The organism is Streptococcus sp. HMSC062H02 (genome assembly GCF_001813005.1).
Classification (GTDB): Bacteria; Bacillota; Bacilli; order Lactobacillales; family Streptococcaceae; genus Streptococcus; species Streptococcus oralis_S.
Map to the genome: position 1 here is coordinate 26,392 of NZ_KV811137.1, position 16,682 is coordinate 43,073.

Annotated in this window: 16 protein-coding genes, 5 tRNA genes and 2 pseudogenes; 1 reads left to right on the forward strand and 22 read right to left on the reverse strand. The window is 42.9% G+C overall.

Annotated features, from left to right (window positions below; all coding sequences use genetic code 11):
• Nucleotides 1-2 precede the first annotated feature (2 nt).
• The 11 genes from comGG to tgt form a co-directional block, all read right to left on the reverse strand.
• On the reverse strand, nt 3-431 hold the full coding sequence (gene comGG, locus HMPREF2885_RS09660) for a competence type IV pilus minor pilin ComGG (RefSeq protein WP_049478131.1): 429 nt from the start codon (nt 429-431) through the stop codon (nt 3-5).
• Entirely contained in the window at nt 409-870 is a 462-nt protein-coding gene (gene comGF, locus HMPREF2885_RS09665; RefSeq protein ID WP_049478130.1) for a competence type IV pilus minor pilin ComGF, read from the reverse strand. Before comGF ends, comGG begins: the two co-directional genes overlap by 23 nt.
• The gene (comGE, locus tag HMPREF2885_RS09670) at nt 833-1,135 is read right to left on the reverse strand and encodes a competence type IV pilus minor pilin ComGE (RefSeq protein ID WP_000413376.1); all 303 of its coding nucleotides are present in this window, start codon (nt 1,133-1,135) and stop codon (nt 833-835) included. Before comGE ends, comGF begins: the two co-directional genes overlap by 38 nt.
• Nucleotides 1,098-1,532: a competence type IV pilus minor pilin ComGD gene (gene comGD / locus HMPREF2885_RS09675; protein WP_001180048.1), complete on the reverse strand. Its 435-nt coding sequence runs from the start codon at nt 1,530-1,532 to the stop codon at nt 1,098-1,100. The genes comGE and comGD overlap by 38 nt, the downstream gene beginning before the upstream one ends.
• Nucleotides 1,495-1,818 (reverse strand): competence type IV pilus major pilin ComGC, encoded by a 324-nt coding sequence (comGC, locus tag HMPREF2885_RS09680; protein ID WP_000735800.1) that lies wholly within the window; start codon nt 1,816-1,818, stop codon nt 1,495-1,497. Before comGC ends, comGD begins: the two co-directional genes overlap by 38 nt.
• A 1-nt stretch (nt 1,819) precedes the next feature.
• The gene (gene comGB, locus HMPREF2885_RS09685; protein WP_000355375.1) at nt 1,820-2,836 is read right to left on the reverse strand and encodes a competence type IV pilus assembly protein ComGB; all 1,017 of its coding nucleotides are present in this window, start codon (nt 2,834-2,836) and stop codon (nt 1,820-1,822) included.
• A complete protein-coding gene (comGA, locus tag HMPREF2885_RS09690) occupies nt 2,784-3,725 on the reverse strand; it encodes a competence type IV pilus ATPase ComGA (protein ID WP_000249580.1) in 942 nt (313 codons plus the stop codon). The genes comGB and comGA overlap by 53 nt, the downstream gene beginning before the upstream one ends.
• 62 nt (nt 3,726-3,787) lie before the next feature.
• Nucleotides 3,788-4,153 carry a DUF1033 family protein gene (locus HMPREF2885_RS09695; protein WP_000286399.1) on the reverse strand — a complete coding sequence of 122 codons (366 nt, stop codon included), beginning with the start codon at nt 4,151-4,153 and terminating at the stop codon, nt 3,788-3,790.
• Nucleotides 4,154-4,306: 153 nt separating this feature from the next.
• On the reverse strand, nt 4,307-5,458 hold the full coding sequence (nagA, locus tag HMPREF2885_RS09700) for an N-acetylglucosamine-6-phosphate deacetylase (protein ID WP_001134442.1): 1,152 nt from the start codon (nt 5,456-5,458) through the stop codon (nt 4,307-4,309).
• Nucleotides 5,459-5,598: 140 nt separating this feature from the next.
• Nucleotides 5,599-7,416, reverse strand: coding sequence for an acyltransferase family protein (locus HMPREF2885_RS09705; protein ID WP_070657912.1), 1,818 nt, complete (start codon nt 7,414-7,416; stop codon nt 5,599-5,601).
• 133 nt (nt 7,417-7,549) lie between these two features.
• Nucleotides 7,550-8,692, reverse strand: a complete 1,143-nt coding sequence (tgt, locus tag HMPREF2885_RS09710) for a tRNA guanosine(34) transglycosylase Tgt (RefSeq protein WP_001285237.1) — start codon at nt 8,690-8,692, stop codon at nt 7,550-7,552.
• Between the two features lie 116 nt (nt 8,693-8,808).
• Between tgt and HMPREF2885_RS09715 the strand changes: the two genes are divergently transcribed.
• A complete protein-coding gene (locus HMPREF2885_RS09715; RefSeq protein WP_049519119.1) occupies nt 8,809-9,666 on the forward strand; it encodes a DUF975 family protein in 858 nt (285 codons plus the stop codon).
• A 40-nt stretch (nt 9,667-9,706) separates the two neighbouring features.
• Here HMPREF2885_RS09715 and HMPREF2885_RS10360 read toward each other — a convergent pair.
• From HMPREF2885_RS10360 to HMPREF2885_RS09765, 11 genes and pseudogenes are all read right to left on the reverse strand, one after another.
• Nucleotides 9,707-9,778, reverse strand: a pseudogene (locus HMPREF2885_RS10360) (DUF1304 domain-containing protein); the annotation flags it as partial.
• Nucleotides 9,779-9,845: 67 nt separating this feature from the next.
• A pseudogene (locus tag HMPREF2885_RS09720) lies at nt 9,846-11,056 on the reverse strand (LysM peptidoglycan-binding domain-containing protein).
• Nucleotides 11,057-11,224: 168 nt separating this feature from the next.
• Nucleotides 11,225-11,842 carry an HAD family hydrolase gene (locus HMPREF2885_RS09725; protein WP_070657913.1) on the reverse strand — a complete coding sequence of 206 codons (618 nt, stop codon included), beginning with the start codon at nt 11,840-11,842 and terminating at the stop codon, nt 11,225-11,227.
• A gap of 3 nt (nt 11,843-11,845) precedes the next feature.
• The gene (locus tag HMPREF2885_RS09730; protein WP_049550045.1) at nt 11,846-13,126 is read right to left on the reverse strand and encodes an MATE family efflux transporter; all 1,281 of its coding nucleotides are present in this window, start codon (nt 13,124-13,126) and stop codon (nt 11,846-11,848) included.
• 60 nt (nt 13,127-13,186) lie between these two features.
• Nucleotides 13,187-14,671, reverse strand: a complete 1,485-nt coding sequence (gene thrC, locus HMPREF2885_RS09735) for a threonine synthase (RefSeq protein WP_070657914.1) — start codon at nt 14,669-14,671, stop codon at nt 13,187-13,189.
• A gap of 75 nt (nt 14,672-14,746) precedes the next feature.
• The gene (locus HMPREF2885_RS09740) at nt 14,747-16,024 is read right to left on the reverse strand and encodes a glutamate-cysteine ligase family protein (RefSeq protein WP_070657916.1); all 1,278 of its coding nucleotides are present in this window, start codon (nt 16,022-16,024) and stop codon (nt 14,747-14,749) included.
• 184 nt (nt 16,025-16,208) lie between these two features.
• A tRNA-Leu gene (locus tag HMPREF2885_RS09745) sits at nt 16,209-16,292 on the reverse strand.
• A 9-nt stretch (nt 16,293-16,301) separates the two neighbouring features.
• Nucleotides 16,302-16,373: transfer RNA gene (locus tag HMPREF2885_RS09750), tRNA-Gln, on the reverse strand.
• A 13-nt stretch (nt 16,374-16,386) separates the two neighbouring features.
• Nucleotides 16,387-16,459 (reverse strand) — tRNA-His (locus HMPREF2885_RS09755).
• Between the two features lie 14 nt (nt 16,460-16,473).
• Nucleotides 16,474-16,544 (reverse strand) — tRNA-Trp (locus HMPREF2885_RS09760).
• An 11-nt stretch (nt 16,545-16,555) separates the two neighbouring features.
• A tRNA-Tyr gene (locus HMPREF2885_RS09765) sits at nt 16,556-16,636 on the reverse strand.
• Between the last annotated feature and the right edge of the window lie 46 nt (nt 16,637-16,682).

The window sequence follows — 16,682 nt, forward strand, 5'->3', positions numbered from 1 at the left end:
TTTTAGTTTAGCACAAAGTAGTTGAATTGACTAGGAATTATCTTTCTTTTCAGGCTTTTCTTCCCTGCTTGATTGCTTGAATCAGTCGCTACCTCTTCCTTTTTAGCTGTTTTCTTTTCTTGGGTTTTCATCGGAGAAAAGAGAAATTCATAGTTGCCCTTATTCATACGAACACTTGTTGCAAAACCTGTTTTCGTATTTTGATACCTGACTTTTCCTAGGTTAAAGACTCGTTCCCCACTTTCTTGCTCAGCCTTATCCTTACTGCGCTTGGCCATGGCAAAAGCTGCCAACTTTTCTTTGTTTAGGGCAAAGTCTTTGTGATGGGCGACTTGCCGATTTAAATAAAACTGCAACAAAAGGCTAAAAATAGCTGCCATGGTGACTGCATATAAAAGAACGCCTGCCTTAACTTTTTGTTTTTTCCACACGATAGATGAACTCCCTTTCTAAGCCTTTTTGAAACTGGAAACGGAAGCGAACCAATTGATTTTCCTCTGTAATTTGTGCTGATTTAAGTCCATAAACCATAGGTTGGTAGCCCCGTCCGCTGCTATCGGTTTTCCGAAAATCATCTGATTTGGACTTGCCCATAGCGATATCCTTGCCATCTTGCTTCACATAGAGGTGATTGGCTTCCACCTTTTCAAACTGCGAACGATCTAACTCTGCCTCCAGTTGATCCACAAACAAGAGCCACTCTTTTTGCTCGCTTTGCTGCTGGTAACGAACTTCTGAAATGAGGAGCTGACTCATAGCTTGAAAAAGGAGCAAGCCTCCGCTAATGACGATAAGGGCAATCAGAGATTCTAATAGAGTGAACGCTCTTACCTTACTGCTCTTTAAGATACAGCAACTTCTCTGAACCATGGTAGACCTCCAATCCCTTTTCACTAGCAAACACCTGAATCTCCACTCCATTTATGTTTACCTGATTTTGACCTGTCTGCAGAGCCATCTTAGCTACACGTAAGACTTCTTCCTTTTGCAAGATTTCTGCCTCTTCCTGCCTATTTTTCTGGATTTGTCCCAAAAGAAGGGTCGCAATGCTGGCAAAAACGGCTAGAGCAACTACCGCTTCCAGTAAAATCACTGCCTTAATTTTTTGTTTCCTTAATGCGTTTAATTTTTCCATTTCCTAGATATAATTGATAGCGAATCGCTCCTTTGCTGGTCTGAAATTCAACCTTAGCCAGGGACGAATTGCCCCCAGCTCGGTCAAATATAATGCTTTGTCCTGATGGTGCCTGAATCCCTTTAGGAACGGTCAAGTTTTGACTGCCGTTACTGATCGTCTGTCCATCTAAGTTCAGACTGGTCTTTTGCTGACTGGCTACACTGCGTTTTTGCGTTTCCCGATAGAGTTCTTCAAACTCCATAAAGAAAATCTGCTCCTCTACCGCTGCAAAACTGGACTGGACAGAGCCAGACAAGCCTAAACCAAGGATACTCACAAGTCCCAAAACTAAGAGACTTTCCAGTATAGTAAAGGCCTTAATCTGCAACAGTTTGACTGGTTTTTTGTTTTGCATGGTAGTCTTTATAAGCTTTGGCTTGCTCTGCTGTGATACGACCGTCCGCTTGTAATTTGCTAAGGCTAGCATCTTCATTCTTGTCCAGACTATAGAGCTCTGCCTGGCTTTCTACGACCTTGACAACAGCAGCTTTTCCTTTATCATCTACGGCATCCTTTTGCTTGGTCAAATTGGGCACAAAGAGCAAGAGAAGAACACTGATGATAAGCAAAACCACCAACATTTCTACCAACGTGAAAGCTTTAACCTTGGCTTTTTTTAAATTTGTCATGAGTTTTTTCATTTTAAAAATTTACCTCCATATTTTGATACATGGGCATAAGCATTGCCGCATAAAGTAAAACGATAATCAGGGCCACAAAGATAAAAACCAGTGGCTGTACCAGATTCATGGTACGATTAACTCGGGTAAAAAAGGCTTCCCAAGTTTTTTCAGCATAGATTTCCAACTCACTCCCCAGCTTGGACTTGACTTCCCCATACTCGATGATGAGACTCAACTCCTTTTTAAAGAAAGGATAGGTCGCTATGGTTTGAGAAAATTCGCGGCCATTTTGCAGGGCTTGAGCCAAATCTTGACCGATTTCTTTAAAGAGCTGAGAACCCAGTTCCTGCATGATCTGAAAAATCTGCGTCAGCTCCATCCCCTGTGAAATCATATTGCCCCATTCACGCGCATAATAGGCCGTCAGATAGGTCTGGACAAAGATTCCTAGAAAGGGAACCCGTGCCAACATCGAGAAAACCCGCATCTTGGAACTTCTTTTGTAAAAAGTGAGGGCTAAAAGTAAAGATAGAGAGCAAACCAACACTAGCCCCAGAAAAATTTGTGGCAGATTGCCAATGATTTGGGTGGCGATATTGCTACTGTCCAGTTGGGGGAGCAAATAATTCCTGAGCCCCAACATGATTAGCAGGAGAAATCCCAGCAAAATCAAAGGATAGGTCGCTACTTCAATTAACTTCTTCTTGACCTTGGACAAATTATCCAGATATTCTTCTATCTTCCCCAAACTCAGGTGAAGATTCCCATGTACTTCAGCTAGAGATAATTGGGTCACAATAGCACTTGAAAACCCCAAGCTGTCCATCATCTCTGAAAAGGATTTCCCCTGAGACAAGCCTTGGTGCATCCGGGCCACATAGTCCTTTTCCAGCAGGGCACTTCTGCCCAAAAAAGAAATAATTTCCACCAAATGAAAGCCACTGGAAAAGAGGTTGTTAAACAGGGTGATGATTTTCTTCTGCTTAGCTGTAGCTAATTTTTTCCGTTTCAGCCTGAAGACTTGTGATATGTCCATCTTTAAGAAGCTGGTCAATCTGCGCATTCCAGCTAGTTGGCTGGTGTTCTTGAAAGTCTTTGTTTGCAAAGTCAACGATTCCTCCTCCCCCGATTAATCTCTGGTAGCAGACTCCTTGCAGAACAACTGCTAATTCTTCCTCCGTCACACCTAACTCCAGAAGGCGTTCATAAACACCTCGGATACTCTTGGCATGAATGGTTGAAAAGACTGTCGCCCCTGTCAAACTGGCTCTGACCACTGCACGCGCCGTCTCGCTATCCCGAATTTCACCGATAATCAAGAGGTCAGGACGATGCCGGAGAGACAGTTTGATGAGATTTTCATAGGTCAAACCAATCGCTTCATTCAACTGCAACTGGAGCATGTCTTCCTGCTTGATCTCGACAGGATCTTCAATGGACATGACCTGTTGCCCCATAAACAGAGACTTGGCTAATTCGTGCATCAGAGTCGTCTTGCCACTTCCGACTGGACCTGCAAAGAGATAGAGTCCCCGTTGCCTGTACTGCTCACCCAGTTCGTTCATATCCTGAAACCAGAAATGCAGGTCCTGCTCCTCATCGTGCAACAAACGAATGACCAAACTCTCATGTCCCCGATAATCTCCCACGGTAGACAAACGCAGAGAAGACACCTTCTCCCCATGCTGATAGTCGCAAGAGCCCAGTTGACTACGTCTCTTCTCTCCTACGTTCATACCCGCCACAAACTTAAAATGACTAATCACAGCAGCTAAAACATCAAACTCATAGGAGTCAACGAGACACCGCTCGTCTCCAATCCGCATGTGAAGCTCGTAGGACTTTTCCTTGGGAATGAAATAGATATCCTGAGCCTTCTTTTCTTTCGCAGTAGCAATAATTTTCTGTGCAATTTCTTGTACCATACCGCCCTCCTTATCTAACTATTCGCAAAAAAATAAAAAAAGCAACTTAAAAAGTTACTTTTTTATCTCCATTTCATGCGGCAAGAACGGTGTTTTTCTTGACCTGTTTGTTTTTCGTAGCCTGGACGTAGCTTTTCATCGGGGATGACTTGCTCATCCTGTAAAAGTGCCAAAGAATGGTACTGCTGCAAATACTCATCGCACTCATCACACCAGCGTTGGTCGGCAGGATCCCAAAAAATAGTCATCAAATCACTCCGACTTTTATAAAGAGGATTCTTCTTTTCCAGCTCAAACCAGCATGATTTATAATATTTTAGAGCATCATAATACTTGTCAAAAGATTGACTCATGATGACATCTTCTTCCCAACCTTCTATGAACCACCACGGTTCAAAATCCCCATACATTTCTATAACACGATACATTCTTACTACTTCCTTTGTATCGTATATTATATCTAATTTTTTATTACAAGAAAAGGATTTTGCTTGTTTCCCCCATTAGCAATTTCTTTAATCCTATTATTTTCATCTGATAATAAAAATAGGAGTCCTTTATTGACCCCTATTTTTATCATCTTAGGCTTGATAACGTTTCACACCATCTAGGTAGGTTGCTACCAATTCCAAATCTTTATCCAGTACGATAAAGTCGGCATCATAACCTTCACGGATTTGACCACAGACATCATCGATGTGAACAGATTTTGCTGGGTTGAGGCTGGCCATCATGACTGCTTCATGCGGATTCGCAATGCCCCATTCGACCACATTCTTCAAACCATCTTTGAGTTTAAGGATAGAACCTGCCAAATTGCCTGTAGATTTGAGGCGAGCAGTTCCATTAGCAACTACTACTGGGAATTCTCCCAACATGTAGTCGCCATCTTCCAAGCCACCAGCTGTCATACAGTCTGTGATAAGGGCGATATTTTCAGTTCCCTTTTGTTTGAGCAAGATATCACAGGCCTTTGGATCCACATGGTGACCGTCACAGATCAACTCTGCATAGGTATGTGGCAACTCATACATGGCTCCCACCATACCGAGCTCACGGTGAGTCAACCCACGCATTCCATTGTAGGCATGTACCCAAACGCTTGCTCCAGCATCCACTGCTTTTTTAGCTTCATCAAAAGTCGCATTTGAGTGTCCAAGAGCAACAGTCACTCCTTCACCCGTAATTGTACGAACAAAGTCTTCTACACCTTCACGTTCTGGCGCAAGGGCAATTTTATTGAGCAGGCCATTAGCTGCTTTTTGCCAAGCACGAAACTCATCCATACGAGGATCTTTCATGTAAGCAGGGTTTTGAGCTCCCTTGTATTTCTCTGTGAAATAAGGCCCTTCAAAATAGATTCCACGAATCTTGGCTCCACTTGCTTCCTGGTAACGAGCACCGATATTTTCAGTTACCGCAAGCAACTGCTCGTAAGAAGAAGTCAACGTCGTTGGCAAGAAGCTAGTAACACCTGTGCTAAGCAATCCTTCACTCATAGTATGAAGGGTTCCTTCGATGTTATTATCCATGACATCGACACCACCAAATCCATGAATATGGGTATCCACAAGTCCTGGGGCAATGCTATAACCGGTATAGTCAATCACCTCAGCTCCTTCAGGAATCTGTTCTACATGTTTACCAAACTTGCCATCCACAAGTTCCAAGTAACCGCCACGACGAACTCCGTGTGGGTAGAAAAACTGATCCGCTTTAATATAATTAGGCATAATGATAACCTCCTTGATAGATTGATTCTAGAATTTATTATGTCAATTACATTATAAACCTTTCTTTTTCATTTGTAAATGGTATAGACCTATTTTTCGTGGATATTTTAAAAGAGCTGGATTTCTCCAACTCTTTGATCTTATTTTGATTTTACAGGCAGTTCTTGAGCAGCCTTAACAGCAGCTGCAATCGTCTCTGCGTAAAGTTTAGCACCTTCTTCAATCATGTTGCTATCATTCCCAAAGTGGACTTGGTCGGTTCCAGCCCAGATTTCAGGGTGTTCCTTAGCGACCTTATTCCAGTCAGCGATGCTCACGTAAGGATTCTTTTCAGCTAATTCCCGCGCATAAGCCGCATACTGCTCCACTGATGTGTAAGTGTCCTTACTCTTATCTCCCTCATAAGGTGTCACCAGTATCAGATGGTGTCCTTTCGGTAGATTGTTCACGATGCTGTCCAAGTCATTCTTATAGCCTTCAGGATTATTGACTCCCGTTGCAATGACAACAGTTTTTAGCAGCGCCTTGTTCTGACTGTTATTGAGCATAATGTCATTGGCTTGCTTGGTCGTTCGACTAACCTGAGCATTGATATTTGCTTCAGGAAGTGCCTCTTGTAAGGCTGTATTGGCACGCAAGGCTACCGAATCTCCTATCAGGCTTGTTCCCTCAGAAATTCCTAGACGACTCAGTTCAGCTTGTTCAGCAAGAGTCTTTGTTTGTCCTATATTGGTCTGGGCTTGTTTGAAACCATTGACCATCAAGTCTGTCTCAAAAGCTCCAACTTGAGGAGCCACAGCTATGATAATCAAGCTAATCAAGGTAAGAATGCCAGCACCAGTAGCACTAATTGGTTTAATATGGGGCAATCGACTAATCTTCCGTATTAAAGGATTGGATTTACCGGCAATCAATGGCTCAATAATATAGAAGGATAGGATAGCAAAGAAATAAGAAAAGATAATTGTCAGAATAACAGCAGGCAGATTACTCATCAACTGAGAAAAGATAATATAAAAAGGCCAGTGGAAGAGATAAATCGCGTAGCTGGTATCCGCTAAAAATGTAATGATCCGAGGTTCTTGTATCTCAGGCGTTTTCTCATGCAAGACACGCGCAGCAAAAATCATGGTCACTGCCGCTAAACTTGCTAGCAAGAAGCCAAATAAGTACGCAAACAGGTAGGTGAACTTGACAAAGAAAGTCAAGAGCACTAACACCAAAAGCCCAGCAATAAACACCAGTAGATTTTGACGAAGGTCCCACATCCGGTCAAATTGCTTGACTAAATCGCTCGTCTGACGAACCCCCACAACTGTCGCCAAAATGCTTCCTAAAAAGAAGGGATAGACATGGGTCAAACTTGAAAAGTAGACAGATGAATAGGAACTCGCCATTAGACTACCAATAAACATGGAGAAAAAGCTAATGATGAAAGCTCCAGCAGAAAGAAGAAAGACCATCCCTCTCAATTGACTACTAGATTTTGAACGTTTCGATAAGAACCAAACCGCTAAGCCCCAAAGGATATAGTAGTGAACCTCAACAGCTAGGCTCCAGTTGTGAACAAAGAGATGCGGAATGAACTGGGATTCATAACTACCCCCTGTTAACATTTCGTAGAAGTTGGTCATAAAACCGAGAACTCCAGCTATCTGGCCACCAATTCCAGCAACATAGTCTTGACGAACCAAGAAAGTAAAAGGCATGGTCACCAAAACCATCAGCACCACAGGTGGCACGATGCGGTAAAACCGTCTCTTAAAAAAGCCCAGCAAATCAATCTGATGTGCCTTCCCAAATTCTTCTAAAAGGAGGGAGGTGATCAAAAATCCTGAAAAAGTGAAAAAGACATCTACCCCAAAGAATCCTCCAGGAAAGATTGTTTGAAAGAAGTGGTACAAAAGCACCAAAAGTAAACCTGTAATCCTAATCAAGGAAAACCATTTAATACGCATACGAGTCTATTCTCCATTAAATTAGGAAGCAAAACACCACCTAATTTCCATTCCATTATACTCCCTATTCTATCAAAAAAATAGGAAAAATCCTAAGAGAAAACTTAGGATTTTGGCATTCTATTTTTACACTTTAGAAATTTCGCCCTGACTTGTTGTAGCCATATTTTTCTACAAAATACTCACGAAATTCCAAGAGATTGTCATCCATTATGGCTTGACGCACTTGCTTCATCAGATTGAGCAAGAAGTAGAGATTGTGGTAGCTAGTCAAGCGGATACCGAAGGTTTCGTCAGCCTTGAGCAGGTGGCGAAGGTAAGCGCGTGTATAGTTCTTACATGTGTAGCAATCACACTCAGGATCCAGTGGCGTAAAGTCCTCAGCAAACTGGGCATTTTTGACAACCAAACGACCTTGACTGGTCATACAAGTCCCGTTACGAGCGATACGAGTCGGCAAGACACAGTCAAACATATCCACACCACGAATAACCCCATCAATCAAGCTATCTGGCGCTCCCACTCCCATCAAATAGCGAGGTTTGTTTTCAGGAAGAAGTTGGGTTGTGAAGTCCAAGACTGCATTCATCTCTTCATGCGTTTCTCCCACTGCCAAACCACCGATAGAGTAGCCTGGGAAATCCATGCTGACAAGGTCATGAGCTGACTGACGGCGAAGGTCTTCAAAGCCTGCCCCCTGCACAATTCCAAACAAACCTTGGTCATGCGGACGACGATGAGCCTTCAAACCACGCTCAGCCCAACGGCTAGTACGCTCGATGGATTTCTTAACGTAGTCATAAGGTTGATAAAATTGAGGACATTCGTCAAAGGACATCATGATGTCTGAGCCTAGATTATTCTGAATAGAGATGGCCTTTTCTGGCGATAGGAACATCTTGGAGCCATTGAGATGGTTTTTAAAGGTTACTCCTTCTTCGGTGATATTTCGGCTATCTGCTAGGGAATAAACCTGAAAACCACCACTATCGGTCAAAATGGGTTGGTCCCAGTTCATAAATTTGTGGAGACCACCTGCGCGTGCGATGAGTTCGTCCCCAGGGCGAAGCCAGAGATGATAGGTATTGGACAGGATAATTCCTGATCCCATCTCCTTCAACTCCTCTGGTGACTGGGTTTTAACAGTGGCTTGGGTCCCAACTGGCATAAACATAGGTGTCGGGAAGGTACCGTGCGGGGTGATAATTTCTCCCAGACGAGCTCCCGTGTGTTTCTCTTTCTTAATCAAACGGTATTTGATTGGTGAATCTGACATTTTTTACCTCCGAAGCTGGGAAAAACAGTCCCAGTTCATACTTTGTGCCCAAAGGCATACTGTATGATTTTATCAAAAAAACCAGGAACTGTCACGAACTATGGTATAATGAGAGAATGAAATACCCAAAAATTGATTTAAAAACCATTCGTCTGCAGACGAGGCAGTTTCAGGCTGAAAATCCCCGCCTCTTTCTCGTCTATCTCTTACCTAGCATGCTGGTCATCTTATCAGGCTTTCTCAACCCCTTGGCTCGTCTCCAAGAAAGTGTTTTAGAGCAATCCTTTTTCAGCATGCTGGCACAAGTGCTCCAAGCCTATCTCTTCCCACTAGTGGTTTCTTTTGTGAGCACGATTTTTCTAGCAGGTGCTGCCTTTGCGACACTCCGACTCCTCAAGGATCCTGATACAGAACTCTCAGTAAAATCAAGCCTGGCCCTCTTTGCTGAAGAGCGCTTCTCGCAAACCTTCCTAACTCTGCTCCTCAAACGTTTCTACCTCTTTTTATGGAGCATTCCAAACTTAGTAGGCGTTTATTTTCTCTTTTATAGCAATCTCTTAGCTCGGAGATTTATCGCCCTACATCCTGAGTTTCCAAAATTAGACCTCTCATCCCTTGAAACAGAGCAGTTCCTTATGACCTTTGGACTCTACTTTTTCGCGAGCCTCATATTGATGATTGTAGGAAATGCCCTCTATATCCCGCAACATTACGCCTACTCGCAGGTAGAATTCCTCCTCTGCGATACTCTAGATTTAGGGCAGGCTAAACCCCGTCAAATCCTGAAAACCAGCCGTTTCTTGATGAAGGGTTACAAATTTCAACGCTTTGTCCTCGACCTACAACTACTCCCTTGGTACTTCCTCAACTGGATCACCTTTGGAATTGCTAGCTTTTCACTCCTTCCCTATATCCAAAACAATCACATCTTCTTTTACAGAGCCCTACTAGCCCGTAAACGTCGAAATGGATAAGAGCATACAAAAACCAGCGTCGTTCAGGACGCTGGTTTTCTTATTTAAAAAGCAAAATACTCAGCAGAGTCAAAATAGCAGGCCCACCTTGCTTCAGAATAATCTTCTTGTTTATCCTGAAGAATTTACACACAAAAAGAAGCGGGAACTCAATCAGTTCCCAACTTCCATTTTAATGATTAGTTCATTGAAACGTGAACGTGGTCATAGTGGTTTTCGGTTACGCTGCCACGGTCTGGCATTGGATTCCACGTGTAGGCTGGTCCATATTTACTATCATATGGAGCGTAGAAACGTTGTTTCCAGATGATGTAGTTGATACCACGGCTAGCCATATTTTTGACTGCATATTCTGCAATTTGATCCCCGAGTGCTGAACTCACTGGAACCATGAAGTCGATGGCCAAACCTTTACCATGGTCCCCACTGTCACCAGGACGGTAGCCACTAAAGGATGTAATCCCAAACAAGTTGGCTACTTCTTCTTTAAAGGCTGCTGTTTGTGGTTGAAGACCTGCATTCTCAGACTTAGCTACAGCAAGTCCTGCATAGTCAGGAGCCGCTGGAGCTGAATAAGTTCTTGAAGGAGTTTGGCTTTGCTCTGCTTGATAAGTCGAAGTTGCAGTGTCAGAAGTTGCTGTTGATGCTGCTGTTTCTTCTGTTGCACTTGTTCCTGTTGTATCAGCAGGCGTTTCAGTTGCTGGAGCAGCTGCTACTGGGGCTTCTGCTGGAGTTGTTGCTGCCGTTTCTTCGGTAGCTGGAATCGCCACTTGTGGAGCTTCTTCAACTGGGCGAGTTGTTTCTGCTACTGGTGCTTCCGCTAGAGTCGTTTCAGCTGTTTCTTCAGCTACAGGTGTTTCTGTAGATAGTGTCTCTTCAGCAACTGTCGCTGTCTCAGAAACTTCTGAACTTGGCGCTACTTCTGCTGGTTTTTCAGTCTCTGTTGCAGTTGGAGCTTCCTCAATTGGTTGAGAAAGATCTTCTACTTGAACTGTTTGTTCATCAACTGTCACTTGATTCGTCGTCAAATCAGCTGTCGCAGTCGTCACTTCTTCACTAGCATCTGATTGAGGAGCTTGGATTTCAACTTCCGTTACCTCTTCTTCCTCATTGACAGTTGTAGTGAGGACAGTATCTGGGAAAATCAAGTCCATATTGGTAATTTTATTCAAATTAGCAAGGACCGTCACATCTACTCCCAAAGCTTCTGCAATCGTGCTCAGGGTATCCCATACTGAACTGTATAGCTGTTTTTGTTTTCGTTTTTCGTCACGTCATTTTGGATTTGCTCAACGCTACGTGCTGTCCAAGAGATTTCTTGAGCTTTAGCTCCTAATGCGGGAGCAAGAGACAAGGCTACTGTTGAGGCTAAAATAATTCTTTTCTTCATTCGTTCATATTCCTTTCAAATGAGTACCTGTCTATCATAACACAAAAAAAGCAGAAAAAAAGCCCTCTCGGGCCTATTTAACAGAACTGTCTATTCCTTGTAACAAACTCGATTACTTGAAATAGTTTGTTAGGTTTCTGTCACAAAACTGACACAATCTTCTCGTCCCTAATCCTCAAAAATATGAGGAACATCTGCCAGTGCTTGAATCCTCTGATTCCCTTCATAAGAAGACTCTAAAAAGTTGATGCTTTGAAGGCCACTATTCTGGGCAAATTCCACATCCAAAGTTCGGTCTCCTATATAGTAGGTGTTCTCAGAATCCAACTCATACTTGTCTAGCAGATAGGTCGCCGCTTCTGGACTGGGCTTGCGCGCAAAGCCACTCTGACTGGTTAAAATCTCTTTGAAATAGGATTCCAACCCCAAGTCTCTGAGAATGGCAAAAGCATTGTCCCCCTTATGAGTATAGACAAACTGCTGAATCCCTGCTTGGTCTGCCCAAGCTAGCACTTCACGCGCACCTGGCATCAAAACTACCTGAGGATTCTTCTCAGCCAGACTCTGGGCACGTACCTGATTGAGCACTTCCGCATCCAGGTTTCTCTCTTCTGCCACCTGCTCCAGCAAATCCTGCACAGAATACCTGAGAATAAACTCTCTCACTTTCTCCTTATCATAAGGAATAGAAAACTGAGCAAAGGTCTGCTCAATCCCTGACAAAATCGCTTCGTAAGAGTCCAATAAAGTCCCGTCCAAATCCCAAATAAAGGCTATTTTTTGCATCTCCTATCCTTTCAAGCTCATATAACGCTGGTAACGGTAACGTAGAAATAACCAACGAAAAACATTATCCAAGAGAGTCCCTGCCCAAATACCAGGCAAGCCCCAACCAAGAACAATACCCATCAGATAAGCTGTCCCTATACGGATACACCACATCCCAATACTTGTCGCATAAAAGGGGAGGCGAGCATTTCCCAATCCCTGCCACACTGCCGTATATATAACTGTCCCTGTCGCCATGGGAGTTCCTAGTAGAGAGAACAGTGCCACCAAAACGCTCGCTTCAACTGCTATAGGGTCCGTCGTATAGAGATGAGTCAATGGTGTCCCCAAGGCATAGATACTGAGAGTTAAGGGCAACATGAGAAGCAGAGAAAGCCAAAAGGTTTGCTTGCTTACCTCGTCTACTCTTTCCCAGTTATCCTCTCCAACTGCTCGAGCCACCTGCATGACCGTTGCCGTAGCGACACCAAAGGCAGGCATGTAGTTAAACTGGGTCAAGACTTCTCCAACTGCATTCCCCGCTACTGCCTCCGTCCCAAAAGAAACAACCAAGGCAATGATTACTACATCTCCAGCTCGCATCATGAGACGTTCTCCTGCCGCTGGCAAAGCCAAAGTCAATAGTTCCTTATCTAAACCAAAAGTCGGTTTCTCAAAAGGCAGCTTTAATTGCGACCACAAAATCACAAGACCGACTAAGCGAGACAAGATAGTCCCCCAAGCAACACCTGCTATCCCCATATCAAGGACAAAAATAGCTAGACTTGAAAAAAGAATATTCAAGGCATTGGATAAAAGACTAACATAGAGGGGTAGACGCGGATTATGTGTTGCACGAATCAAGGCACCTAGACTCGTCATCAAGCCCAAGAGAACAATCGATCCACCCACCAAAGATAGGTAAAGTCCACCACTCTCAGCCACCTCCTGCTCAGTTCCCAAAAATCCTATCATCTCTTGCCCAGCAAAGATGGATAAAGCGCCTAAAAGTGCACTCAGCAATAGAGTTATCTTGAGAGCCTCTGTCACGTGATAAGCCAACTTGGACTGATCTTTCTGCCCCAAACTTTTTGAAATAACACTGGAGATAGCAGCTCCCAGAGCGATAAAAATCGCCTGGTAAATGGTGATAATATTGCCAGCGACTGAAACACCTGAAATAGCGATTAAGCCCAAGTGAGCGACCAAGTAACTATCCACCATGCCCATAAGCATCTGCAAAAAGTTTTCACCCATAGCTGGCAATGCAATATTAAGAATGTCTTTATTTTTCTTAAACAATCCTTCCTCCTGATGAAAAGAAACTCAGTTGGTTTCCCAACCGAGTTTACTCCCTCTGTCTTAAAGTCCTAGATAAGTCTCAACCGCTGCTTGCATGTCAGCAGCTGCCACTGTTGTTTTATGACGAACTGGAGCTGTTTCAAGGCCATCAACCGCTGGTGGCACTGCCACTCCTGAAATGTCATGTAATTGAGCCAAGGCTTCAAAGTCAGTCAAGCCTGCTTTTCCTGTTACAGCTTCTACTGCAACCACTGGGAACTTGTAGGGACTAGCTGTTGATGCAATCACTGTCTTAGTCGCATCGCCAGTAGCTGCTTGGTATTTTCTATAAACAGCTGAGGCAACCGAGGTGTGTGGGTCCTCGATGTAAGCATCTGTTTGATAAACACGTTTAATTTCTGCCGCAGTTTCTTCCTCAGTCGCATATTCAGCTGCAAAGAGTTCCAGAATCGCTGCATCAAAGTCTGTCAATTCATATTGTCCTTGTGTACTCAAAGCATTCATGAGTTCAGCTGTCTTAACCGCATCATTCCCCAAAAGATGGAAAATCAAACGCTCCAAGTTTGAAGATACTAAGATATCCATAGATGGGCTAGTCGTTACTTTAAACTCACGTTTCTTATCGTAAACACGTGTTTTAAAGAAGTCAGTTAAAACATTATTGTCATTTGAAGCACAGATCAATTTACCAACTGGCAGACCAATTTGTTTAGCATAAAAGGCAGCCAAGATATTTCCAAAGTTTCCAGTTGGTACTGTGAAGTTGACTTTTTCACCAGCTACAATCTCACCAGTCTTAACCAACTGAGCGTAGGCATAGACATAATAAATAACCTGTGGAACCAAGCGACCAATATTCATAGAGTTAGCTGATGAAAATTGCAGTTTATTGGCAGCCAACTTTTCACGAAGAGCTACATCGTTAAACATATGTTTCACATTTGTTTGCGCATCATCAAAGTTTCCATCAATAGCGATAACATGAGTATTGTCGCCAGTCTGAGTAGTCATTTGCAACTCTTGTACCTTGCTGACACCGTCTTTTGGATAAAAAACGATAATCTCAGTACCAGGCACATCGGCAAATCCTGCCATAGCAGCTTTTCCAGTATCACCAGATGTCGCTGTCAAAATGACAATCTTGTTCTCTAAACCATGCTTTTTAGCGGCTGTCGTCATAAAGTATGGCAAGATAGACAAGGCCATATCCTTAAAGGCAATTGTTGAACCATGGAACAATTCCAAGTTGTATTGCCCATCCAGTTTCACCAATGGCGCAATAGCTGGAGTATCAAACTTGCTATCGTAGGCATTGTTGATACAGTAGTCCAACTCCTCAGCCGTAAAGTCATCTAAAAAGGCTGATAAAACTAATTTGGCCACTTCTTGGTAAGAAGCATCTTTTAATGTTTCAAAGTCCAAATCCACCTTTGGATAAGTAAGTGGTGTAAACAGACCACCATCCGTCGCCAAACCTTGCAAAATAGCTTGGCTGGCAGTTACTGTATTATTGGCATCACGCGTTGATTGATAAACTAATGTCATGAATCTCTATCCTTTATCTATAGTCTCTTCCATTATATCATGATTTTTCAGAAAATTCTCCCTTTATAAGAGAAATTATAATCCCAATTCTTTCTTCAAAGGCTCTAAATAAACCATTTCTTGCTTGCCTCTCTTCTCCAGACCTTCCTCAGCTAGGGTGAGTAAATCTTTAGAAAACTCGAGAACCGCAGCTTCTTCTTCATCTGTAAGTTTTTTCTTAGAAAATTGTCGTCTTAAAAGCTTATAATCACGACCAGCTGTGGTAAAAAATGGAGCAGTTCGCAAGTAAGCTTCAAGCTTGTCTAAATGAACCAACAAGCCCAAATGAAAGGCTGCAGAAGCAAAAGTCCTATCAAGCGGCTGAGTACACACACTACGAAACTCAACTGTCCCTCGAGTCGTTAAGTCTTGGTACTGGTAACTACGATGAGTTTGGAAATCTTCCTCCTGAGGATGAATTAACACCTCATCCCCATTAAGGGTAAATGCTTGGATTTCAGGTGTAGCCAAATAGTCCCTAGCCTGAATCGGATAAAAATAATAGGTCTGCCCATCACGCTCCGCAGTAAAAATCGCAGAATGATTTAAATAGTCAAAAAAATCATCCTCATCTTTAAATAGTCTAGTATTGACACCAACATTCTCTGGATAGATACCATGCATGGATTCTTCCCAAAAAATATCTCTCGAAATTTTGGTATCCCAATCCGCACCAGAAAACTCAGAGTTTGCAAACAAATAAGCTTTAGCAGCTTCAATTTGCGTAAAAGCATTGATAACACGCAGGTAGTTGGAACTTGAAACGTCTAGTTGAACCTGACTTCCACAGATAAAGGCACCATACTCAGGGAAATGATGTAAATCTGATTTAGTTACATTTCTACTCAAATTCAGATAAGCCATCAACATCTGATAGCGGGGATAAGACACTGAACAATTCTCATTTTTATCCCAGTTGGGATGAATGCCGCAGCCAACAATAGCATGATTAGCTTCACCCAATTTATTCTGAATCGTAGCCATATAGAAGGTAAAGCGTTCTTCTACCTCTCGGATAGATTCAGCCTTTCCGAATGCAAACTCAATTGTCGTATAAGCAACCTCAAACAAGATCGTATCTTGGCTGACTGGATCAAGCAACTGAATTGGATTCCCAAAATCATCCACTTTTTCGATAGTAAAGCCCAGTACTAATGGTAAATACCGAAAGAGATCCTTAACAACTTCACCATCTGTAGCCTTACCCTCTAAATTTACAATAGGAAATTCTAACTCAATTCCAATAAATAAATCTGGGTTCTCTTTTATATTCTTTAAGTAACGTTTCTTTAGTAATTCAACAGACCGAGACATTAATCACCAAACTCTTTCATAATCAAAATAAATTGTGAATAAGTAATATTATACCAAAAATACACTAAAAATGACTAGAATAAGAAGAAAAAGATGTTTCATCAGTTATCTGTACTTAAAGAAAAAATATCAAAATCTTCACCAAATCAAAAAACAAGGTCCAAAAACCTTGTCTTTATTACTATACCGGCGGCCGGGGTCGAACCGGCACGTCCTTGCGGACACTGGATTTTGAGTCCAGCGCGTCTGCCAATTCCGCCACGCCGGCAAATAGTAACTGGGGTAGCTGGATTCGAACCAACGCATGAGGGAGTCAAAGTCCCTTGCCTTACCGCTTGGCTATACCCCAATAATATAAAATAGGCGAGTGATGGGGATCGAACCCACGCATGCCAGAGCCACAATCTGGTGTGTTAACCACTTCACCACACCCGCCATAATTATATTAACACGGGCAGTAGGAATTGAACCCACACTGAAGGTTTTGGAGACCTTAGTTCTACCTTTAAACTATGCCCGTAACTAAAGTAATGGAAGGGGAGGGATTCGAACCCCCGAACCCGAAGGAGCGGATTTACAGTCCGCCGCGTTTAGCCTCTTCGCTACCCTTCCAAGTTATAAATAAAATATGGCGCGAGACGGAATCGAACCGCCGACA